Annotated in this window: 18 protein-coding genes; 11 read left to right on the top strand and 7 right to left on the bottom strand. The window is 68.2% G+C overall.

Annotated features, from left to right (window positions below):
- Positions 1-19: 19 nt before the first annotated feature.
- Entirely contained in the window at positions 20-1462 is a 1443-nt protein-coding gene (locus tag ABIB29_RS06570; protein WP_502915569.1) for an HNH endonuclease, read from the bottom strand.
- Positions 1463-1561: 99 nt separating this feature from the next.
- On the opposite strand from ABIB29_RS06570, the gene ABIB29_RS06565 reads away from it, so the two are divergent.
- Positions 1562-2071, top strand: coding sequence for a hypothetical protein (locus ABIB29_RS06565; RefSeq protein ID WP_354171177.1), 510 nt, complete (start codon positions 1562-1564; stop codon positions 2069-2071).
- A gap of 10 nt (positions 2072-2081) precedes the next feature.
- On the opposite strand, the gene ABIB29_RS06560 is transcribed toward ABIB29_RS06565, so the two are convergent.
- Complete coding sequence (locus ABIB29_RS06560; protein WP_354171176.1) at positions 2082-3587, bottom strand: amidohydrolase; 1506 nt, start codon at positions 3585-3587, stop codon at positions 2082-2084.
- Between the two features lie 367 nt (positions 3588-3954).
- Here ABIB29_RS06560 and ABIB29_RS06555 point away from each other — a divergent pair, with 367 nt between their 5' ends.
- The 9 genes from ABIB29_RS06555 (at position 3955) to ABIB29_RS06515 (ending at position 11727) form a co-directional block, all read left to right on the top strand.
- Complete coding sequence (locus ABIB29_RS06555) at positions 3955-4326, top strand: hypothetical protein (RefSeq protein ID WP_354171174.1); 372 nt, start codon at positions 3955-3957, stop codon at positions 4324-4326.
- On the top strand, positions 4323-5378 hold the full coding sequence (locus ABIB29_RS06550; RefSeq protein WP_354171172.1) for a zinc-dependent alcohol dehydrogenase family protein: 1056 nt from the start codon (positions 4323-4325) through the stop codon (positions 5376-5378). Before ABIB29_RS06555 ends, ABIB29_RS06550 begins: the two co-directional genes overlap by 4 nt.
- On the top strand, positions 5375-5821 hold the full coding sequence (locus ABIB29_RS06545) for a flavodoxin family protein (protein WP_354171170.1): 447 nt from the start codon (positions 5375-5377) through the stop codon (positions 5819-5821). Before ABIB29_RS06550 ends, ABIB29_RS06545 begins: the two co-directional genes overlap by 4 nt.
- A 36-nt stretch (positions 5822-5857) precedes the next feature.
- On the top strand, positions 5858-7510 hold the full coding sequence (locus tag ABIB29_RS06540; RefSeq protein WP_354171168.1) for a DUF4389 domain-containing protein: 1653 nt from the start codon (positions 5858-5860) through the stop codon (positions 7508-7510).
- A gap of 256 nt (positions 7511-7766) precedes the next feature.
- Positions 7767-8600 (top strand): DUF4397 domain-containing protein, encoded by an 834-nt coding sequence (locus ABIB29_RS06535; protein WP_354171166.1) that lies wholly within the window; start codon positions 7767-7769, stop codon positions 8598-8600.
- Between the two features lie 81 nt (positions 8601-8681).
- On the top strand, positions 8682-9440 hold the full coding sequence (locus ABIB29_RS06530; RefSeq protein WP_354171165.1) for a sortase domain-containing protein: 759 nt from the start codon (positions 8682-8684) through the stop codon (positions 9438-9440).
- Complete coding sequence (locus ABIB29_RS06525; protein WP_354171163.1) at positions 9437-10066, top strand: RNA polymerase sigma factor; 630 nt, start codon at positions 9437-9439, stop codon at positions 10064-10066. Before ABIB29_RS06530 ends, ABIB29_RS06525 begins: the two co-directional genes overlap by 4 nt.
- A complete protein-coding gene (locus ABIB29_RS06520) occupies positions 10053-10865 on the top strand; it encodes an anti-sigma factor domain-containing protein (RefSeq protein WP_354171162.1) in 813 nt (270 codons plus the stop codon). The genes ABIB29_RS06525 and ABIB29_RS06520 overlap by 14 nt, the downstream gene beginning before the upstream one ends.
- An 82-nt stretch (positions 10866-10947) precedes the next feature.
- Positions 10948-11727, top strand: coding sequence for an SDR family NAD(P)-dependent oxidoreductase (locus ABIB29_RS06515; protein WP_354171160.1), 780 nt, complete (start codon positions 10948-10950; stop codon positions 11725-11727).
- A 33-nt stretch (positions 11728-11760) separates the two neighbouring features.
- Here the strand turns inward: ABIB29_RS06515 and ABIB29_RS06510 are convergent, their stop codons facing one another.
- From ABIB29_RS06510 to ABIB29_RS06495, 4 genes are all read right to left on the bottom strand, one after another.
- On the bottom strand, positions 11761-12879 hold the full coding sequence (locus tag ABIB29_RS06510) for a sulfite oxidase (protein ID WP_354171575.1): 1119 nt from the start codon (positions 12877-12879) through the stop codon (positions 11761-11763).
- A gap of 140 nt (positions 12880-13019) precedes the next feature.
- Positions 13020-13874, bottom strand: a complete 855-nt coding sequence (locus ABIB29_RS06505) for an SDR family oxidoreductase (protein WP_354171158.1) — start codon at positions 13872-13874, stop codon at positions 13020-13022.
- Between the two features lie 4 nt (positions 13875-13878).
- Positions 13879-14883 carry an aldo/keto reductase family protein gene (locus tag ABIB29_RS06500; RefSeq protein ID WP_354171156.1) on the bottom strand — a complete coding sequence of 335 codons (1005 nt, stop codon included), beginning with the start codon at positions 14881-14883 and terminating at the stop codon, positions 13879-13881.
- 41 nt (positions 14884-14924) lie between these two features.
- Entirely contained in the window at positions 14925-15614 is a 690-nt protein-coding gene (locus tag ABIB29_RS06495) for a hypothetical protein (RefSeq protein WP_354171155.1), read from the bottom strand.
- Positions 15615-15839: 225 nt separating this feature from the next.
- Here ABIB29_RS06495 and ABIB29_RS06490 point away from each other — a divergent pair, with 225 nt between their 5' ends.
- The gene (locus tag ABIB29_RS06490; protein WP_354171153.1) at positions 15840-16286 is read left to right on the top strand and encodes a YchJ family protein; all 447 of its coding nucleotides are present in this window, start codon (positions 15840-15842) and stop codon (positions 16284-16286) included.
- A 93-nt stretch (positions 16287-16379) separates the two neighbouring features.
- Here ABIB29_RS06490 and ABIB29_RS06485 read toward each other — a convergent pair whose 3' ends face one another.
- A complete protein-coding gene (locus ABIB29_RS06485; protein WP_354171151.1) occupies positions 16380-17249 on the bottom strand; it encodes a TIGR04086 family membrane protein in 870 nt (289 codons plus the stop codon).
- Positions 17250-17408 lie beyond the last annotated feature (159 nt).

Raw genomic sequence — 17408 nt, 5'->3', positions numbered from 1 at the left:
GCGGCCTGCCACTTCACCGCTACGCCGCGACCACTTCAGTTCCGTGGCGAGGTGGCGATGTGGCCGCCGGTGGTGGCTGGTATGGCAGGGCGGCCGGCGATTCCTGCGCGGTTCCGCGAGCACCCGTTCCCGGCAGGGGCGGTGCGGTGGAGTGGTAGCTGCGGCCGGTGGGGGTGGTGACGTCGAGGGTGTGCCTTGGGCCGGGGCGTGGCCGGGAGGACCAGCCGGGGGTTTCTTTGGTGTGGTTGCAGGCTTCGCAGAGCCCTGCACCGTTGCTGTGGGTCGTCGGTCCGCCGCGGTGCCAGGGGATGATGTGGTCGTAGTGGCGGATCGGGGCGTCGCAGTAGGGCGTGCGGCAGGTGTCGTCGCGGGCGGTGAGGAGGCGGCGGAGTCCGGGCGGGAAGAGCCGGGCGCGGGAATCCAGCGCGGTGAGCTCCCCGGTGCCGGGGGCGGTGTAGAGCCGGCGCAGCCACACGTTCAAGTCATTGTGCCCGGCGGCGTTCCCCGTTTTGTCCATGGCAGTGTCCCTGGCCTGGGCGTCGGTTCCAGCACTATTTCCCGTGGTGAGCAGTTCCCGCGCCCAGCCGGCGGGGACGATGCCGTAACCGGGGAGGCGGGCAGGTTCGCTGGCGCCCTGGAAGAGGGTGCGGTCGGTCATCACGAGCTGGATCTCGATGCCGCTGATCCCGCCGGCTTTTCCGGTGGTGCGTTCGACCAGGGCATCGGCCATGAGCTGTCCGCGGGTCCGGGGGTCCCCGGCGGCCCGGAGGGTGTCGGCGTGCCGGGTCAGGGCCGCGTGCACGGCGACACCTTGGGCGACGGGGAGCAGCGCGGTGAGGTAGCACATGGTGTCCGGGGCCGGGCGGAGGCTGACGTGCCGTTCGGTAGCGGCGTGGCTGGCGCGCTGGGTGACGGAGCGCGGGTCACGCCGGTACGCTGCGGCCCGGGCCGCGGCAAGGATCTGCCGGTCCCCGGCGCCGTCGAAGGTCCCGGTGTCGGGCGCGAGTTCGGCGTCGACGGCGGCCCGGTCGGCCGCGGGCAGGCACGCGGTTTCGCGCACGAGGAGGGTGGCGCGCCATTCGTTGAGCTGCCCGGTCTCCAGGGCGGCGAGGGTGTGGGGCATTTCGGTGACGAGGGCTTTGGCCAGGCCCAGGAGCCGTCCGCCGCGGGCCGGGGATTCCCGCCGGGCCAGGGCGATCTGCGCGCCGACACCGGAGCCCAGCTCCGCCGCCGGCACCCCGGAGGAGGATTGTTGACGGCGCTGGTCCAGGTCGAACGCGACCGCAAACCTCGCCTGCAGGGCGGCTGCGGCCGACTTCAGGTCCTCGAGATGCCGGAGACCGTCAATCTTCCCCTGGCTGTCCGCGGGCGGCCGGGCGTCAGCCAGGCTGCGGATCATCTCCCTGACCGCCACCCCAAACGCTGCCTCCGAAGCCACATCGGGCCCCTGCTCGCCGTCCATGGAAACAGGCTATCGGGCACCTGTGACTTTAAAAGCGGCCACGGAGGTGCATATCCGTAAGCTTTGAGGTAACGCCCAGTGCACCGACTCAAGGAACCCATGCCGATCACCAGACAATCACTTAAACAGGATGGGTTCACCGGGTTCCGGGCGCTCGGCGACCTCGATATCAACCGCATCCCGCAGAAACCGGGGATCTTCGCGGTGCTGCGGCCCGAGGGCTTCCGGCCGCAGTTCCTTGCTAAGAGCGCTGCCGGCATCTTCAAGAAGAAGGACCCCACCCTGACGGCGGAGGCGCTCGGGACCGAATGGGTCGACGGCGCCGATGTCCTGTACGTGGGCAAGGCCGGCCCCGGAAGCAAGGGCAACCGCGGATTGCGCCGGCAGATCCAGGAATTCGTCGACTTCGGCAAAGGCAAGCCACCCGGCCATTGGGACGGCCGGCTCATCTGGCAGCTCGCTGCCGCCAACAAGTTGCTCGTCGCGTGGAAGGAGCTGCCCGTTGAGCAGCTGACCGCGGCCGAAGCCGGGTACCAGGCCGCGTTCGTGGAGGAGTACGGCCGGCTGCCCTTCGCCAACCTCGTCCAGGCTCGGGTCAGGGGCAACTAGTTCCGGCCGGTCAGACTCCGCCTCGGAAAGTGAACCGCCCGGCCACGAGCGTTGCGGCCACCGGCATCGCCGCAAAGACGGCGTCCGCCACCGCCAGCGGGTCGCCGTCGAGCACCACGAGATCTGCCGGATCCCCCACTCGGATCCGTCCCCGCCCGCGCGTTGACGCGACCATGGCCTCCTGCCGGGTGAGCGCCTGCTCCGGGTGCCAGGGCTCCCGACCGTCCTGCCGCGCCCGGGTGGTGGCCGCCGACATCGCGGTCCACGGCTCCAGCGGCGATACCGGCGCATCGGAGCCCAGCGCCAGGGTGGCCCCGGCAGCCAGCAACGATCGCAGCGGGAAAGCCCGTTCCGTGCGCCCGGCCCAGTTGGATTCGGCAGCATCGCGGTCATCCAGGGCGTGGGCGGGCTGGACGCTCGCCGTCAGCCCCAGCTCGCCGAAGCGCGCGAAGTCCTGGCCCCGGACAAACTGGGCATGCTCAATCCGCCCCGCGATTCCGGCCGCCGCGAAAGCATTCAGTGCCACCTCATTAGCGCCGTCGCCGATCGCGTGCACCGCCGGAACAAAGCCGCACTCACGGGCCCGGACCAGCCAATCCAGCAGTTCCGCCTCGCTCACGGTCAGCAGCCCGCGGCCGCCGTGCGGGTACGGGTCCACGCAAAACGCCGTGCGGGTGTTCAGCGAGCCGTCAATCAGGATCTTGAGCGGGCCGACCCGCAGCAGCCCCGCCCTGCCGTCGAGCTCCTGCCCGGTCCGGAGGCCCTCTGCGATGGCCCGCGCCAGGTCCTGCGGATAGACGCCGGCGTCCACCCGGAAGGAATCGAAACCGCCAGCCACACGACGCAGCCACACATCGCGGTTCCAGGTCATTTCGAAATCGACAATCCCGACGATCCCGCGTGCAGCCGCCGCCTGCGCGGCCTCCCGCACCCAGGCGTCCACTACTGCGTCCGGCAGTTTGCCCAGCTCACGGGTGAGTTCAAAAGCCGGTTCCTCGCGCAGCAGGCCGGACGAGTCCACCGGCACTCCGTAGCGGGAAGCGGCCGCGCTGTTGAGCCAGACGCAGTGCAGGTCGTGGCTGAGCAGCGCCGTCGGCAGGCCGCGGGTGGCGCCGTCGAGCAGTTCCAGGCTGGGTACGTCCGCCCACACGGCGTCCCGGAAGCCGACACCCACCACCGTCAGCCCGTTGCCGCCTTCAACCGCAGAGCCGGGTCCGGACAGAGCGGAACGCACGACGTCGGCCGCCGCACGCGCCGAGGCGGCACCGGACAGGTCAAGCCGGTTGGCGGCGAGGGCCCACTGCGTCATGTGGACATGCTCATCCCACAGCCCCGGGATGACGCAGCGGCCGTCCACATTAACGACCTGGGATCCCGGAAGACCGGGCATCCCGGCGGGAGCGACCCGGGAAACCACTCCATCGACCACGTGCACGTCGTACAGGGCCGTCTCGCCGGGGACCCGCGCCGCAGCGAGCACGAGGTGGTTCACGGCGTCGGCAGGAGTCTTTGGCATAGGCAACAGGCTATGGGCCGGAGCGCGCAGCGCCAATCCGGACCCGCCGCAGCATCAATCCGGTCCCGCTCGGCCGCCGGACACTTTCCCGCCGGACACTTTCCCGCCGGACAAGGGACTTTCGTCCCTTGCCCCGGGAACACGCACCCACCAAGCTGAATTTGGGGCGGTTCCTGCACGGCCATTGGGGATGAACCGCTTGCTTGTCAGTTGCACGGTCTCGCTCGAACCTTGGGGAAGGAAAAGGCATTCTGCACTGCCCGTGTCTGCGGGAACAGGGCAGGAGACCGCATCCACTATGACCGTCTACAGCAATTTTTACACCTTTGGGTCCGCCTTATGGGCCGCGCGGGAGCTCTGACGCCGCATGACGCACAGGCAGCACGGAAACCGGGCCAGCGCGTACTACGCGCACCCATCTCACGGGGATCCGCGCATCAGGGTGCTCATCCGGATCGACGCCATTGACGAGTCGGCGTGGGTCAATGTGCGGGGCGTTGTTACGCCTGCAAATGTCAGGGCCCTCTATGTCGTCTGCCGCCGAGTGACCGCCAAGCTGCCCGGGTACGAGATCGTGGTGGATCTCGCCCACGCCCGCGTGACGGCCGAGGCCATTGAAGAACTTCACGAGCATGCCAGCCGCTCAGTCGTGTCATCGGGCATCGACGCCTCCGTCACACCGTGCCGGCTGCGCATCGTGGATCCGCCGAACATCCTCAGAATCAAGGAGAACGCATGAAAGCCCTCGTCTATGGCGGTCCCGGTGAAAAGTCCTGGACGGACGTTCCCGATCCGAAGATCCAGAATCCCAGTGACGTGATCGTCAAAGTGGACACCACCACGATCTGCGGAACGGACCTTCATATTCTCAAAGGGGATGTTCCCGCCGTGACCAAGGGCCGGATCCTGGGCCACGAGGGCGTCGGGACCATCACCGACGTCGGCTCCTCGGTCACCAGCCTGAAGGTGGGGGACCGCGTTATCATCTCCTGCATCAAGTCCTGCGGCCACTGCGCCAACTGCAAGACCGGCCTGTATTCGCACTGCATGGGTGAGGAAGGAGCCTCCGGCATCGGCTGGGTCTTCGGCCACCTGATCGACGGCACCCAGGCCGAGTACGTCCGCGTGCCCTACGCCGAAAACTCCCTGCACCTGCTCCCGGAGGGCGTCACCGACGAACAGGCCGTGATGCTCTCCGACATCCTCCCCACCGGCTTCGAGATCGGCGTGCAGTACGGTCGGGTCAAGCCCGGTGACACGGTCGCCGTCGTCGGTGCCGGACCGGTGGGCCTCGCCGCCATCGCCACCGCCGGGCTCTACGGAGCCGCCACCATCATCGCGATCGACCTTGACGCGAACCGGCTGGACAAGTCCCGCGAGTTCGGCGCCACCGACGTCGTCCTCTCCGGCGACGCCGACTGGAAGGAGCAGGTGCTCGCACTCACCGACGGGCAGGGCGTCGACGTGGCGATCGAAGCAGTCGGCATCCCTGCGACCTTCAGCATGTGCACGGACATCGTGCGTCCTGGCGGCAACGTGGCCAACGTCGGCGTGCACGGCAAGTCCGTGGAGCTGCATGTGGAAAACCTGTGGATCCAGAACATCAACATCAGCATGGGCCTGGTCAATGCCAACACCACCCCGATGCTGCTCAAACTCGTGGCCCAGAAGAAGGTGCCGGCGGAGAAGTTCGCCACGCATCACTTCAGCTTCGACCAGTTCCTGGAGGCCTACGACACGTTCGCCCGGGCCGCGGAAACGAAGGCGCTCAAGGTCGTGATCACGGCATGAAAGCCCTGGTTGTCTACGATTCGGCGTACGGCAACACCAGATCGGTAGCCGAGGCGATCGCCGGTTCCCTTGACGGGCTGCAGGCGAGTTCCGTACCTGTCGGCGACTTCAAGCCCGACGCGCTCGCGGCCGGGGACCTCCTGGTGGTCGGCAGCCCGATCAACGGATGGCGCCCGACGCCGAAAATCACCGCGCTGCTCTCGGCCTTGGGAAACGGTTCCCTCAAGGGGGTAAAGGCCGCGGCGTTCGACACCCGTGTCCGGATGTTTATCCACGGCGACGCCGCCAAGAAGATTACGCATGCCCTGAAGGCAGGCGGGGCAGACATCATCGCCGAACCCATGCCCTTCTACGTGAAGGGAAGCGAAGGGCCGCTGCGCGACGGCGAAATCGAGAAAGCGGAGGGCTGGGCACGCACCCTACTCACCTCAATTACGAGCTGAGTCAGCTGATCTAAGTCATCTGAAAGGACGGCGGCCATGCGACCAGGCCGGATAGTCATGCTGGTGCTGGGCACGCTCAGCGCACTTCTCGGACTGGGGCTGCTGGCCGCTGCCGGCGCCGCAGGGTTCGCCAACTACCTGCAACGCGACAACGGATACTTCACGACACCATCGGAACGGTACGTCACGAACTCCTATGCCCTGACAACACCGCGTCTCGACATCATGGCCGACGAAGGAGTGCCGGACACCGCCCCGGTCGGTGTGGTGGGAACTGTCATGCTGGGCGGCTCGGCGGCTGCCGGCAAGGAGATCTTCATCGGGATCGGACCGCGGAGCGATGTGGCGGCCTATCTGGATGGCGTCAGCCACTCAGAAATCGCCGACGTACGGTTCAGCCCCTTCCGGGTGGACTACCGGGACGTGGCCGGAGCCCAGGTTCCGGCGCGGCCTGCGGACCAGGGGTTTTGGGCCGCGTCCGCCAGCGGTGCGGGGGAGCAGCAGCTCGAATGGGACCTGCGGTCCGGCAGTTGGGCGGTGGTGATCATGAACGCCGACGGCAGCGCCCCGGTGGTCGTGGACATGAAAGCCGGAGCCCGCTCCAACCTGCTGTGGCCCGTCTTTATCGGGCTGCTGGTCGGTGGAATCGTGTTCCTGCTCATCGGTGTTCCCCTGATCGTTGTTGGCGCCGCCGGCCTGGGCCGCGGTAAGAGCGGACCACCCCACCCCGGCCAGCCCCAGGCCTACCCCGGCCAGCCCCAGGCCTACCCCGGCCAGCTGCAGCCCTCGTCCGCGGCCTCTGCCCCCCAGCTCTACATGGGAGGCGCTGTGCCGGGCACCGTGCCAGGCGCGGGGGCCGGCGCGGTGGCGGGAGCCCCGCCGGGTGCCGGCGTGGTCTATCCGGCGCGGCTCAGCGGCTACCTGGACTCGAACCTGTCCCGCTGGAAGTGGCTGGTTAAGTGGCTTCTGGCGATCCCGCACTTCATCGTGCTTTTCTTCCTCTGGTTTGCCTTCGGCGTGGTCACTATCGTGGCGTGGTTCGCGATCCTGTTCACCGGGCGCTACCCGCGCTCGCTGTTCAACTTCAATGTCGGAGTGATCCGCTGGAGTTGGCGGGTGGCCTTCTATTCGTACGGGGCGCTCGGCACGGACATCTACCCGCCCTTCACCCTGGAGCGCACGGACTACCCGGCCGATTTCGACGTCGACTATCCCGAGAAGCTCTCCCGGGGCCTCGTGCTCGTGAAGTCCTGGCTGCTGGCCATCCCGCACCTGCTGATCATCGCGCTGCTGACCGGGACCGCCCAGACGACCTGGGAGTACCGCGACGGCGATTGGGTGCAGGTGAGCGCAGGGCTCTCCCTCTTCGGGCTGCTGGTCTTGATCGCCGGTCTCATCCTGTTGTTCACCGGCGTCTACTCGCGGGGCCTCTTCGACTTCCTTATGGGGCTGAACCGCTGGACCTACCGCGTGGCCGCCTACGTTTCCCTGATGCGCGACGAATACCCGCCGTTCCATCTGGACATGGGGCCGCGGGATCCGGGGGACGGCCCTGCGATTGTGCCTGCGGTGCCTGCGGTGCCTCCGGCCGGGCCGGCCGAGGGCCAGACGGGCTTCTACGGTATCGGCGGTCCCCCGGCCTCGGGCCCGGAAGTTCCCGCCGGCCCGGACAACACGCCGCGCATCTAGGACGCTCAGAACATCTCCAGCCGCGGCCGGGCAGCTCACATGAGACGCCCGGCCGCTTAGCTGTGCCCGCCGCGTTGTGCCCGCTGCGTTGTGCCCGTTATGGCGGGCGCCTGCGCTGCACAGCCGCGCCCGTCGCCTGCGCTGAACCTCCTTCAAATAAATGCCTGCATGCATGTGCATCCAAACGGCCCCGTGCGCCGGTAGTAGGGGTGTAAGCAAAAATCGCCCGCCTGGCGGGCCGTTGAAGGAGATGTAAATGCGTACCAGCCTTTTCACATCAGGCGCCGTGGCCATCGCGGCAGCTCTTACCCTTGCCGGCCCCGCCCAGGCGGCCGAGTCCGACGCCCAGCTTTCCGTTCTCCACGGAGTCCCGGGACTTACCGTTGACGTCTGGGTCAACGGCGAACGCACCCTTGATGATTTCGCCCCCGGCACCCTGGCTGGTCCGCTGGCCTTGCCGGCCGGGGATTATGACCTTGCCATCACCGCCGCCGATGCCGCCGATGCTTCCGCCCCCGTGATCGGGCCGGTGACGGTCACCCTCGCCGCCAGCGGAAATTACACGGCCGTGGCCAACCTCGATGCAGAGGGCAATCCGACGGCCAACTTCTTCACTAACGACGTTTCACAGATCGAACCCGGCAAGGGCAAGCTCACTGTCCGCCACACGGCAGCAGCACCGGCCGTGGACGTCCTCGCCGGCGGGGCACCTGTCATCTCAGGCCTGACCAACCCCAATGAAGAGACCCTGACGCTGGACCCCGGCACCCTGTCCGCTGCGGTGGCCGCCGCCGGCACCACGGCTCCGGTGATCGGCCCGGCCGATGTGACGGTCGCGGAAGGCACCCACACTGTGGTGTACGCGTGGGGCAGCCTCGCGGACAACAACCTGCAGCTGGCCGTGCAGAACATCGAGGGTCTGCACTCCGCTCCCGCCGGCGTTCCCGGTGCACGATCCGGCGCCGCTGACGCCGGGACCGCAGCCGGTCAGACAGCCGCCACGGTAGGCATCGGTGCCGCGGTTCTTCTGCTGCTGGCCGGCGGGGTCGCTGTATCCCGCAAGCAGCCGGCGCTCCGCCGCACCCGCTAGGCATCAACCGCTAGCCCCGGCCGCCCGGCTACCCGCCGGGCGGCCGGGGCCTGGGTTCCAACACACGGCAGGAGGACGGACGTGAAGGGCACGACGACGGCGGCCACCCGGCGCCCCCCGGCTCCAGGTCGCCGCACCGCAGCGCGAGGCTCCTCCGCGAGGATCGCGGCCGCCGCCGTCACGATGGCGCTGTTGATCGCGGGTTGCACCGCGCCCCAGGAAACAGCCACCCCGCCACCCGTGACAACGGAGAGAACAGCAACGGAGAGAGCCGCCCCCGACACCGGCCGCCCCGGCACCGAGCCTCCGCAGTCCCCGCCGGCGGCCACCACCGCCCCCGTCCCGGGGACAGCCATCCCGGTACGGCCAGCAGCCCCCCTGGCCCAGACGCCCAAGGACCCGGCACCGCGCTTCCTCACCGTGGCGGCAACCACCATCAACATGCCGATCGTGGAGGTGGGAGTCAGTCCAGACGGGGCGATGGAGATCCCGGAGCCTTTCGACGAGGCCGGCTGGTACCGCTTCGGCCCGGCCCCCGGATCCGATGCCGGTACCGCGGTGGTCGCGGCGCACGTCGACACAACCTCCGATTCGGCGCCCTTTTCCCAACTCAAATCGCTCGCTCCGGGTACCCTCGTGACGGTGCAGCGCGAAGGCGCCTCCCCCCTGACCTTCCGGGTGACCGGGGTGGAACTTATGGACAAGGACGCGTTCGATGGCGCATCCGTCTTCCGCCGGGACGGCCCGCCCGAGCTGAAGCTGGTGACATGCGGCGGCCGATGGCTGGACGAACAGCAGGACTACGGCGACAATGTGATTGTCACGGCGGTGCCGGCATGATTCAGGATGCTGCGGTCATCGTCGCCACCAGCGGGGGGAAGGAGCCGGGCTTGGCACCTTTCGAGGCCTCTTCCGCTTGGGATGCGGAGCTCAACCAGTCCTTTGCCGCCGGAGACGAAACCGCGCTGGCCGAGGCGTACCGGCAATTCGCGCCCCTGGTGCACACGCTGGCGCTGCGCTCGCTGCGCGACAACGCCGCGGCCGATGATGTCACCCAGGAAGTGTTCATCCGGGTGTGGCGCTCGCGGTCTGCGTTCGACCCGGGAAAGGCGCGGCTGCCGGCGTGGATCGTGGGCATCACCCGCAACGTGGTCACGGACGCGCAGGCGGCTTCGATGCGGGAAACCCGTAAGGTCCTGGCCGCCGTCGAGCTCTCTCCGGATCCGGAACGGGCGGCCGGACACGCCGCCGCAGAGGTGCTGGCCGACCGCCTGCTGCTGGACGGGGAACTGGAGAGACTGGGGGAGCCGCAAGGATCCATCCTCAAGCTCGCCTTCTACGACGACCTCACGCATTCGCAGATTTCACAGAAACTGGACCTGCCCCTTGGTACGGTCAAGAGCCACATACGCCGCAGCTTGTCCCAGCTCAGAAGCCGATTGGAGGTAGACCGTGCAACATCTTGATCCGGAGTCCCTGAGCCTGCTGGCCCTTGGCGAAGAGCTCGGAGACGACGCCGCGGACCACCTCCGTTCCTGTGCCAGCTGTGCAGCGGACTATATGGGCCTCCGCCGCGCCGTCGTGGCGGCGAGGCCCGGACCACTGGACGATGCGCTGGAGTCACCGGGACCGCAGGTGTGGGCAGGTATTCACAGCGCCCTGGGACTTTCCACCGCCGTCGCCGCCGACCCGCTTGCATCCCCGACGTCGCGGGATTCCCGCCCGCAGCCGCCGTCACAGCCGCCACCGTCCCCGGCGCCGTCCGGCTCCCCGACGCCGCTCTTGTCCCGGGAGGAAAGAACAGCCCGGAAGCAGGAACCCGGTGGAGGCTCCGGTTGGATCCGCCGTCCCGGGGTGTGGCTGGCGGCTGCCGCGGCGACAGTACTGCTGGCGGGTGGCGTCTTCTGGTCCGTGCAACAGAACCAGCCGGCGGTCACCCCGCTGGCCCAGGCCGAACTTGCGCCCGTGGACCAGCATTCCGCCACCGGCTCGGCCCGGGTCGTCGAAGCCACGGACGGGCAGCGCACCCTGGAAGTCCGGGTCGACAAGAACGAGGCCCGCGGTTACCAGGAGGTCTGGCTGATCGCGCCCGATCTCTCCCGGCTGGTGAGCCTGGGCGTCATGACCTCCGAGTCCGGGACTTTTGCCGTCCCGGCGGGCCTGGATCTGGGCGAGTACCCGATCGTGGACGTCTCCGACGAACCGGTCGACGGCAATCCTGCGCACTCCAGCGTGAGCATTGTCCGCGGAACCCTGGCCACGTGAACTGATCCGCCCTCTTGCCAGCGAACCGCGGCGAGAACATAGTTGAGGGAATTCACCACTCCACCGTGGGAGGCAGGCGACCATGCTGAACAACGAGGTGCCGGGAAACGGACTGCTGAAGGGCAAGACCGCGCTGATCTATGGTGCGGGGGGTTCCATCGGCGGAGCCGTGGCACGGGCTTTCGCGGCGGAGGGCGCCTTCGTCCACCTCGCCGGCCGCTCCGAGTCGCCGCTTGAAAAGGTGGCCCGGGACATCCAGGAGGAGGGCGGCCGGGCGGAAACTTCCGTCGTCGATGCCCTGGACGAGGAGCAGGTCGACGCGTTTGTGGACCGGGTGGCCAAGAAGACGAAACGGATCGACATCTCCTTTAACGTCATTTCCTTCGGCGACATCCAGCAGCCGCTGATGGACATCGACGTCAACGACTTCACCCAGCCCATCAGCCTGGCTACCCGCACCCATTTCCTGACCACCCGGGCCGCGGCAACGCACATGATCAAGCAGCGCTCGGGGGTGGTGCTCATGTTCGGCGGGTCGGGGCCCCAGACCGCGCCCGGGCTCGGCGGCTTTAAGGTGGCCCTGGATGCGATGGACGGGCTGCGCCGGCAGTGGGCCCTGGAGCTCGGCAAGCACGGCATCCGTGTGGTCACCATGGTGTCCGGCGGCATTATCGAGACGATCCCGTGGCAGACGGAGGGGCGCGAGGAGATCATCGTGGAGATCGCCAAGTCCGCCCACCTGAACCGCACCGCAACGCTGGCCGACGTCGGAAACGTCGCCTGCTTTGTGGCCTCGGACAAGGCCGGGGCCATCACCGACGCCACGGTCAACATCTCCGCCGGCGCGATCGTGGACTACTAGGGGTAGGCCACCGAACGCCGAGGGCGCGGCCGCCTACTCGACCGTCACCTTCACCCGCTGCACCACGTTGTTGCCCATCCCCTGGTAGTTCCAGACCTGCTCCAGGGGCTGGGTGGAACCGGTGGCGTCCGTGGCGCGGCAGGCCAGCTCGTGTTCGCCGGGGTCAGCCACCCAGGGCAGGGACCAGGCGCACCAGGCGAAGGGCGCGGCCGGATGTTCCAGTTGCGCCGGCGCCCACTTGCCGTCGATCCCCACCTCGACGCGCTGCACCGCACCCTCCCCGGACCAGGCCCGGCCTGTCAGCATCACCGGCCCGGGCGGAACGATCCGGCTCCGGGTGAAGAAGTCCGGGATGCCCGGCGGGACCATCAGCGAGCGGACCTTGATCCAGGTGACGGGGATGCCGGCGTCGTCAGCGTCCTGCTGGTAGCGGTACGCGACCGCCTGCTGGAAACCGTCGAACGGTTTGGTGATCACCTTGATTGAGGAGAGCCACTTCACGCTCGCCATGCCGTACCAGCCGGGGACCACCAGCCGCAGCGGGTAGCCATGCTGCGGCGGCAGGTCGTTTCCGTTCATCCCGTAGGCCAGCACGATGTCGGGCCGCAGCGCCTCCGCAATCGGAAGGCTCCGGGCATACTGTTGCCGGACGCCACCCTGGATTCCACTGTCGGCGCCGGTAAAGACCACTTCCACGGCGTCGTCGTCCACCCCGGCCTGGGCCAGCAGGTAGGCGAGCGGCACCCCGGTCCAGACCGCGGTGCCGACGGCCTCAAGCCGCCAGGGCTGGCTGAGCGGGCGGGGCCGCAGCAACGAGCGGCCATTGCCGGCGCATTCCAGCGTCACCGGGACACTGATCCTCGGCGACCGGCGCAGCGCCTTGAGGTTCAGCTCCAGGGACCGCTGCACGGCGCCGCCGATCCGCAGGTGCCACTGCTCGGCATCGATGAACGGGATGTCGAAATGGTTCAGCAGGTAATGCAGCCCGGGCGGGGTGGTGTCATTCCGCAGGGCTTCCAGCGGCATGGAGTGGTTCCGCGCGGCAAGCTGCAGTTCCTCGGCCGTCAGGGGGCCGTGGCTTGGCTCCCCGGGGTGCGGCGTCAGCTTCCGGCCGTGCCGCGGGGTCTTCAGGATGGACGAGTGTCGGGACATCTGCTTTGGCATGGCGCTGCGATTCTGCTCCGGACCAGCCCGGTGTTGGACCGGTGTCACCTGTACTCAGGTCTACGCCGCAGCCCGGAAGCCGTCAAGCCACGTCAATTCTGCCAGCCCGGGAGCCGCCGGCCGGGCGATCAGATCGTGTGCGACTCGGCCAGGAACTGTGCCAGGCCCAGCGGTTCGCGGCCGGTAAGTTCGTGCACGGCCGACGTCGGCCCGGCGAGTTCTCCGGCGGCGATCGCCGTGTAGGTGCTCACCCACGCGTCCACCTGCCACCGCGGGGCACCATAGGAGGCGCGCGAGGCGTAGGCCTCCTCGAGCGTCTCGTTGTGGAACGTGATGGTCCGGCCGGTCCCGGCGGTGAGGAGCTCCGCAGCCCGGGCCAGGGAAAGATCCTCGGGGCCGGTGAGGTCGTAGGTTTTGCCGATGTGCAGGGCCGGGTCCCGGAGCACGGTCACGGCGGACCGGGCAATGTCCGCCCGGGTGACGGCCGCCATGACGCCGTCCCCGGCGGGTCCGCGGATAACGCCGTCCTCGCCTGCCAGCAACGGCAGGAAGTCGAGGTAGAAGTTGTCCCGCAGGAAGGTGTAGTCCATCCCGGAAGCCTTGATCCGTTCCTCGGTGGCGAAGTGGTCCCGGCCCAGCTTGAAGGTGGAATCTGCTGCCGCACCAAAGAACGAGGTGTAGACGATGTGCTGCACGCCGGCTGCGGCCGCCGCGTCCACAAAACTGCAGTGCTGCTTCAGCCGGTCTTCGGCCTCGGCGGCGGAGACCATAAAGAGCGTCTTGACCCCCTCGAGGGCTGCCTTTGCGAGCACCGGATCGGCGTAGGTGACGACGGCGGGGACGGAGCCTTCCAGTTCCGGCGCCCGGCTGAGGTCGCGCACCAGGAGCCGTTGCCGGCTGCCGGCGTCGGCCAACTGCCGGGCCACCATGCCGCCCAGGTGCCCAGTGGAACCCGTGACGGCGAGCGTGGGCGCGAAGGTCATGGGCCTACGCCTCCCGGGACGCGGGCGACTTGGTCTGTGCCGGGTCGCGTTCCGCGAGCGAGCCGATCGCATCGTCGATTTTCGCCATGATTCCGGCATCCAGTTTCACGCCCGCGGCTGCCACGTTCTTTTCGATTTGCTCCGGCCGGGATGCACCCATGATGGCGGAGGCCACGTTCTTGTTCTGCAGCACCCAGGCGATGCTCAACTGGGCCATGGTGAGTCCGGCCTCCTCTGCGATCGGCTTGAGCTGCTGCACGCCGGTGAGCACCTCGTTGGACATCCACCGTTCGATCATCTTCGAACCGCCCTTGGCATCCGTGGCGCGGCTGCCCTCCGGTGCCGGCTTGCCGGGGTGGTATTTCCCGCTCAGCACCCCCTGCGCCATCGGCGACCAGACGATCTGGGAAAGGCCAAGTTCCTCCGACGTCGGAACCACCTCGGCCTCGATGACCCGCCACAGCATGGAGTACTGCGGCTGGTTGGAGATCAGCTGGAAGCCGAGTTCCTCGGCGAGGGCGTGGCCGTCGCGGATCTGGCTGGCGGTCCACTCGCTGACGCCGATGTAGAGGGCCTTACCCTGCCGCACGATGTCCGCGAAGGCCTGCATGGTCTCTTCGAGCGGGGTTTCGTAGTCGTAGCGGTGGGCCTGGTAGAGGTCAACGTAGTCGGTCTGCAGCCGGGTGAGGGAGCCGTTGATGGCCTCCATAATGTGCTTGCGGGACAGGCCAAGGTCGTTGTGGCCCTTGGGGCCGGTGGGGCCGAAGACCTTGGTGAAGATTTCCAGCGACTCGCGCCGTTCGTCCTGGAGGGCCTTGCCCAGCACGGTTTCGGCGGCCGTGTTGGCGTAAACGTCAGCGGTGTCGAAGGTGCTGATACCGGCGTCGAGCGCTGCCCGGACGCACTGGGTGGCGACCTCGTTTTCCACCTGCGAGCCGTGCGTGAGCCAGTTGCCGAAGGTGATTTCCGAGATCTTGAAGCCGCTATTCCCGAGGTATCTGAATTCCATGGGTTTCACCGTAGCCGACTTGACTGCCGGGGGTAAGGCCCTCAGCCGGCTTTGCGCTCCTGGGCCTGCGGCTTGGGTGTTTGTTTGTGCGCAGTCCCGCTCAGGGGTTTCCGGGGCAGCGGAAGGCGGCCGGGGAGGGAAACGAGCGAGCCGGTGTCGAGCAGGTACTTCGCAGCGGGCATCGGGGCCTTCTGGAAGGCCGGCGGGACGGTGCCGAGCTGGCCGTTCCGGTCCGTGGCTGACTCCACGAGTGGTGCCACGGCCGCGACGTCCCGTGCCGGAGCCGTGGGGCTGGGAAGTTCGCGGACCGAAACCTTAACAGCCGGGGCGGCCTCCGCCTTGGTCCGGGCGGCGGCGCGGGCATCGGCCTGCGCGACGGCGGCAGCCCAGTCCGGTGACAGGGCAGGTTCCTTCTTAGCAGGCTTGTCCGGCTTCGCGGCTTTTGCCGGCTTGGCAGCATTTGAAGGTTGGGCAGCAGTCGACGGCCGGGCCGGTCGGGTGGCCCCGAGGGCCCGGACCGGGCGGTCCCGCTGGACGGCTTCGGCGGTTCTGCCGGCGGTCTTGAACAGCCCGCGGCCCACCGCCATAATGGTCACTGCAGCCAGCCTGCCGACGCCCGCAATCACCAGGGTGGCCACAAAAACAAGAAAAAGACCGAAGAACATAACGAGCGCCACGGCCAGCGTCCCTAAGAAGGTCAGGTTGAGGGCGATGGTTGTCGGATCTTCCATTTCACCTCTCCTGGCTGGCCTTACCGCGACGCTTCCCGCCACCACCGGCGGTCAGCAACACTCCTTAACCATACGGACTTTTTCCCATGGACACGCAGCCTTGCGGCCTCTTCGAGGAGACGTGTCAAAGCTGTTACCGGTTCCGCCGTCTCAGCCCCGGGGGACCGTGCGTTTATAGTCGGAAGGAGCCCAGCCGGCGTGGTCCGGCCTCCGGAAAGGACAATTGTGACGCCCCCAGCCGCCGCCCCTCCGGGAGCCGACTCCCAGCCCGCCCGGGCCCCTTTCCGCGGCAACTGCCCCTGCCTTTCCGGGGAACAGTACGGCGCGTGCTGCGGCCGTTTCCACAGCGGGGAGGCGGAGGCGCCGACGGCTGAGCAACTGATGCGCGCCCGGTACAGCGCCTTCGTCGTGCTGGACGCCGGCTACCTGCTGCGGACCTGGCATCCGGAGACCCGGCCCGCCGAGCTTGACCTGGATCCGGACCTGCAGTGGCGACGGCTGGACATCCTGTCCACTTCCCGCGGCGGCCCGCTGGACACCGAAGGCACTGTTGAGTTCAAGGCCTACTTCCGGCACGACGGCGAACGGGGAGTCCACCATGAGACGAGCCGCTTCGTGCGGGTGGACCGCCGCTGGTATTACGTTGACGCCGCCGCCGTCGAGTTCGGCTGAACGGCCGGCTTGCTCACCCTGACGCTTAAAAGGCTGCCGGGCACCGGGCAGCGTGGCCCGGCGCCCGGCAGGTCCGGACGGGTGACTGCCGGACTAGCGTTCCTGGACGGTGTCTACCGGGGCGAACCCGGCGCGATCCACCTTGCGGTGGAAGTGCATGCCGGCTGTGCCGCCGAGGACGGCGCCGACCAGGGCGACCGCGGCCACCACCACTGCTGCGATGATGCTGGTGGTGGTCAGTTCGCCCTCGTTGACCGGGATGCGCGGGAAGCTGTTGAGCTGGGCCAGGATGTTGTACTGCTGGCCCGCCACGACGCCGAGGATGGCGATGACGACCGCGGCGATGAGGGCCCAGACCCACACCATGAACCCCTGCTTGGCGCCGTTGAAGCGGGCCATCCGGCCGGCGACATAGCCGCCGGCGTAGTAGGACACGAACAGGATCACCAGCAGCACGATGATGCCGACGATTCCCACGGACTCGTTGCCGGCGGTGACCGTTGCGTTCATGTCCGTGTTGGTGGCGAGGCCGACGGCGGTGCCGGCGGCGGCGACCAGCGCGGTCAGCAGCACAGCCATGCCGGTGGCGGCGAGCCAGCCGAAGAAGGCTGAGCCGATCTGGATTCCGCCGAACTGCTCTCTTTCGCGGGCCACCACAGTTTCACGGGTGGGAACCTCTTCGACCCCAGTGTCCGGTCCGGGCGTATCACGTGCGTCATCGTCGTGGCGCACGGCGGTGACGGGCTGGCTGCGGGTCGGCTCCGGGCGGACCGCGTCCTGGGCCCGGGTGGGCGCGTCGGAACCGGCGCCGGTCGGGATGACACGGGTGTCGTTGGTGCCGGCAGTGTCGTGGCGGGCGGCATCCTGCCGGGCGTCGTGGATCCGGGCGTCCTGGCTGACGGCCCCATCCTCGTCACGGGCGCGCCGGGGAGTGCTATCTTCGGGGCCTGCTGGGTTGCTCATGAGGACTGCTCACTTTCACTGAATGACCCGCGCTCACTGGTTGGGCCGGGCACCGCAAGGCGGAGACCGGCGGCAGGTCTCAGGTCCACCTAATCACGGGCAGGCAAAGGTAGCAAGGATGCTTACTATCTTATGGAGGGGAGGCGGGAGCGGGATGAC

The sequence above is a fragment of the Arthrobacter sp. UYEF36 genome, from assembly GCF_040547025.1.
GTDB lineage: Bacteria > Actinomycetota > Actinomycetes > Actinomycetales > Micrococcaceae > Arthrobacter.
The sequence above is the reverse complement of the archived record's forward strand: the minus strand, read 5'-3'. Positions and strand labels throughout refer to the sequence as shown.

Excerpts from the sequence above, each read along its gene's own strand:
- ABIB29_RS06485 (WP_354171151.1), bottom strand. The coding sequence starts at position 17,249 with ATGAGCAACCCAGCAGGCCCCGAAGATAGCACTCCCCGGCGCGCCCGT.
- ABIB29_RS06565 (WP_354171177.1), top strand. The coding sequence starts at position 1,562 with ATGCCGATCACCAGACAATCACTTAAACAGGATGGGTTCACCGGGTTC.
- ABIB29_RS06495 (WP_354171155.1), bottom strand. The coding sequence starts at position 15,614 with ATGGAAGATCCGACAACCATCGCCCTCAACCTGACCTTCTTAGGGACG.
- ABIB29_RS06505 (WP_354171158.1), bottom strand. The coding sequence starts at position 13,874 with ATGACCTTCGCGCCCACGCTCGCCGTCACGGGTTCCACTGGGCACCTG.
- ABIB29_RS06510 (WP_354171575.1), bottom strand. The coding sequence starts at position 12,879 with ATGTCCCGACACTCGTCCATCCTGAAGACCCCGCGGCACGGCCGGAAG.
- ABIB29_RS06570 (WP_502915569.1), bottom strand. The coding sequence starts at position 1,462 with ATGGACGGCGAGCAGGGGCCCGATGTGGCTTCGGAGGCAGCGTTTGGG.
- ABIB29_RS06540 (WP_354171168.1), top strand. The coding sequence starts at position 5,858 with ATGCGACCAGGCCGGATAGTCATGCTGGTGCTGGGCACGCTCAGCGCA.
- ABIB29_RS06535 (WP_354171166.1), top strand. The coding sequence starts at position 7,767 with ATGCGTACCAGCCTTTTCACATCAGGCGCCGTGGCCATCGCGGCAGCT.
- ABIB29_RS06515 (WP_354171160.1), top strand. The coding sequence starts at position 10,948 with ATGCTGAACAACGAGGTGCCGGGAAACGGACTGCTGAAGGGCAAGACC.
- ABIB29_RS06545 (WP_354171170.1), top strand. The coding sequence starts at position 5,375 with ATGAAAGCCCTGGTTGTCTACGATTCGGCGTACGGCAACACCAGATCG.
- ABIB29_RS06560 (WP_354171176.1), bottom strand. The coding sequence starts at position 3,587 with ATGCCAAAGACTCCTGCCGACGCCGTGAACCACCTCGTGCTCGCTGCG.
- ABIB29_RS06555 (WP_354171174.1), top strand. The coding sequence starts at position 3,955 with ATGACGCACAGGCAGCACGGAAACCGGGCCAGCGCGTACTACGCGCAC.
- ABIB29_RS06525 (WP_354171163.1), top strand. The coding sequence starts at position 9,437 with ATGATTCAGGATGCTGCGGTCATCGTCGCCACCAGCGGGGGGAAGGAG.
- ABIB29_RS06550 (WP_354171172.1), top strand. The coding sequence starts at position 4,323 with ATGAAAGCCCTCGTCTATGGCGGTCCCGGTGAAAAGTCCTGGACGGAC.
- ABIB29_RS06500 (WP_354171156.1), bottom strand. The coding sequence starts at position 14,883 with ATGGAATTCAGATACCTCGGGAATAGCGGCTTCAAGATCTCGGAAATC.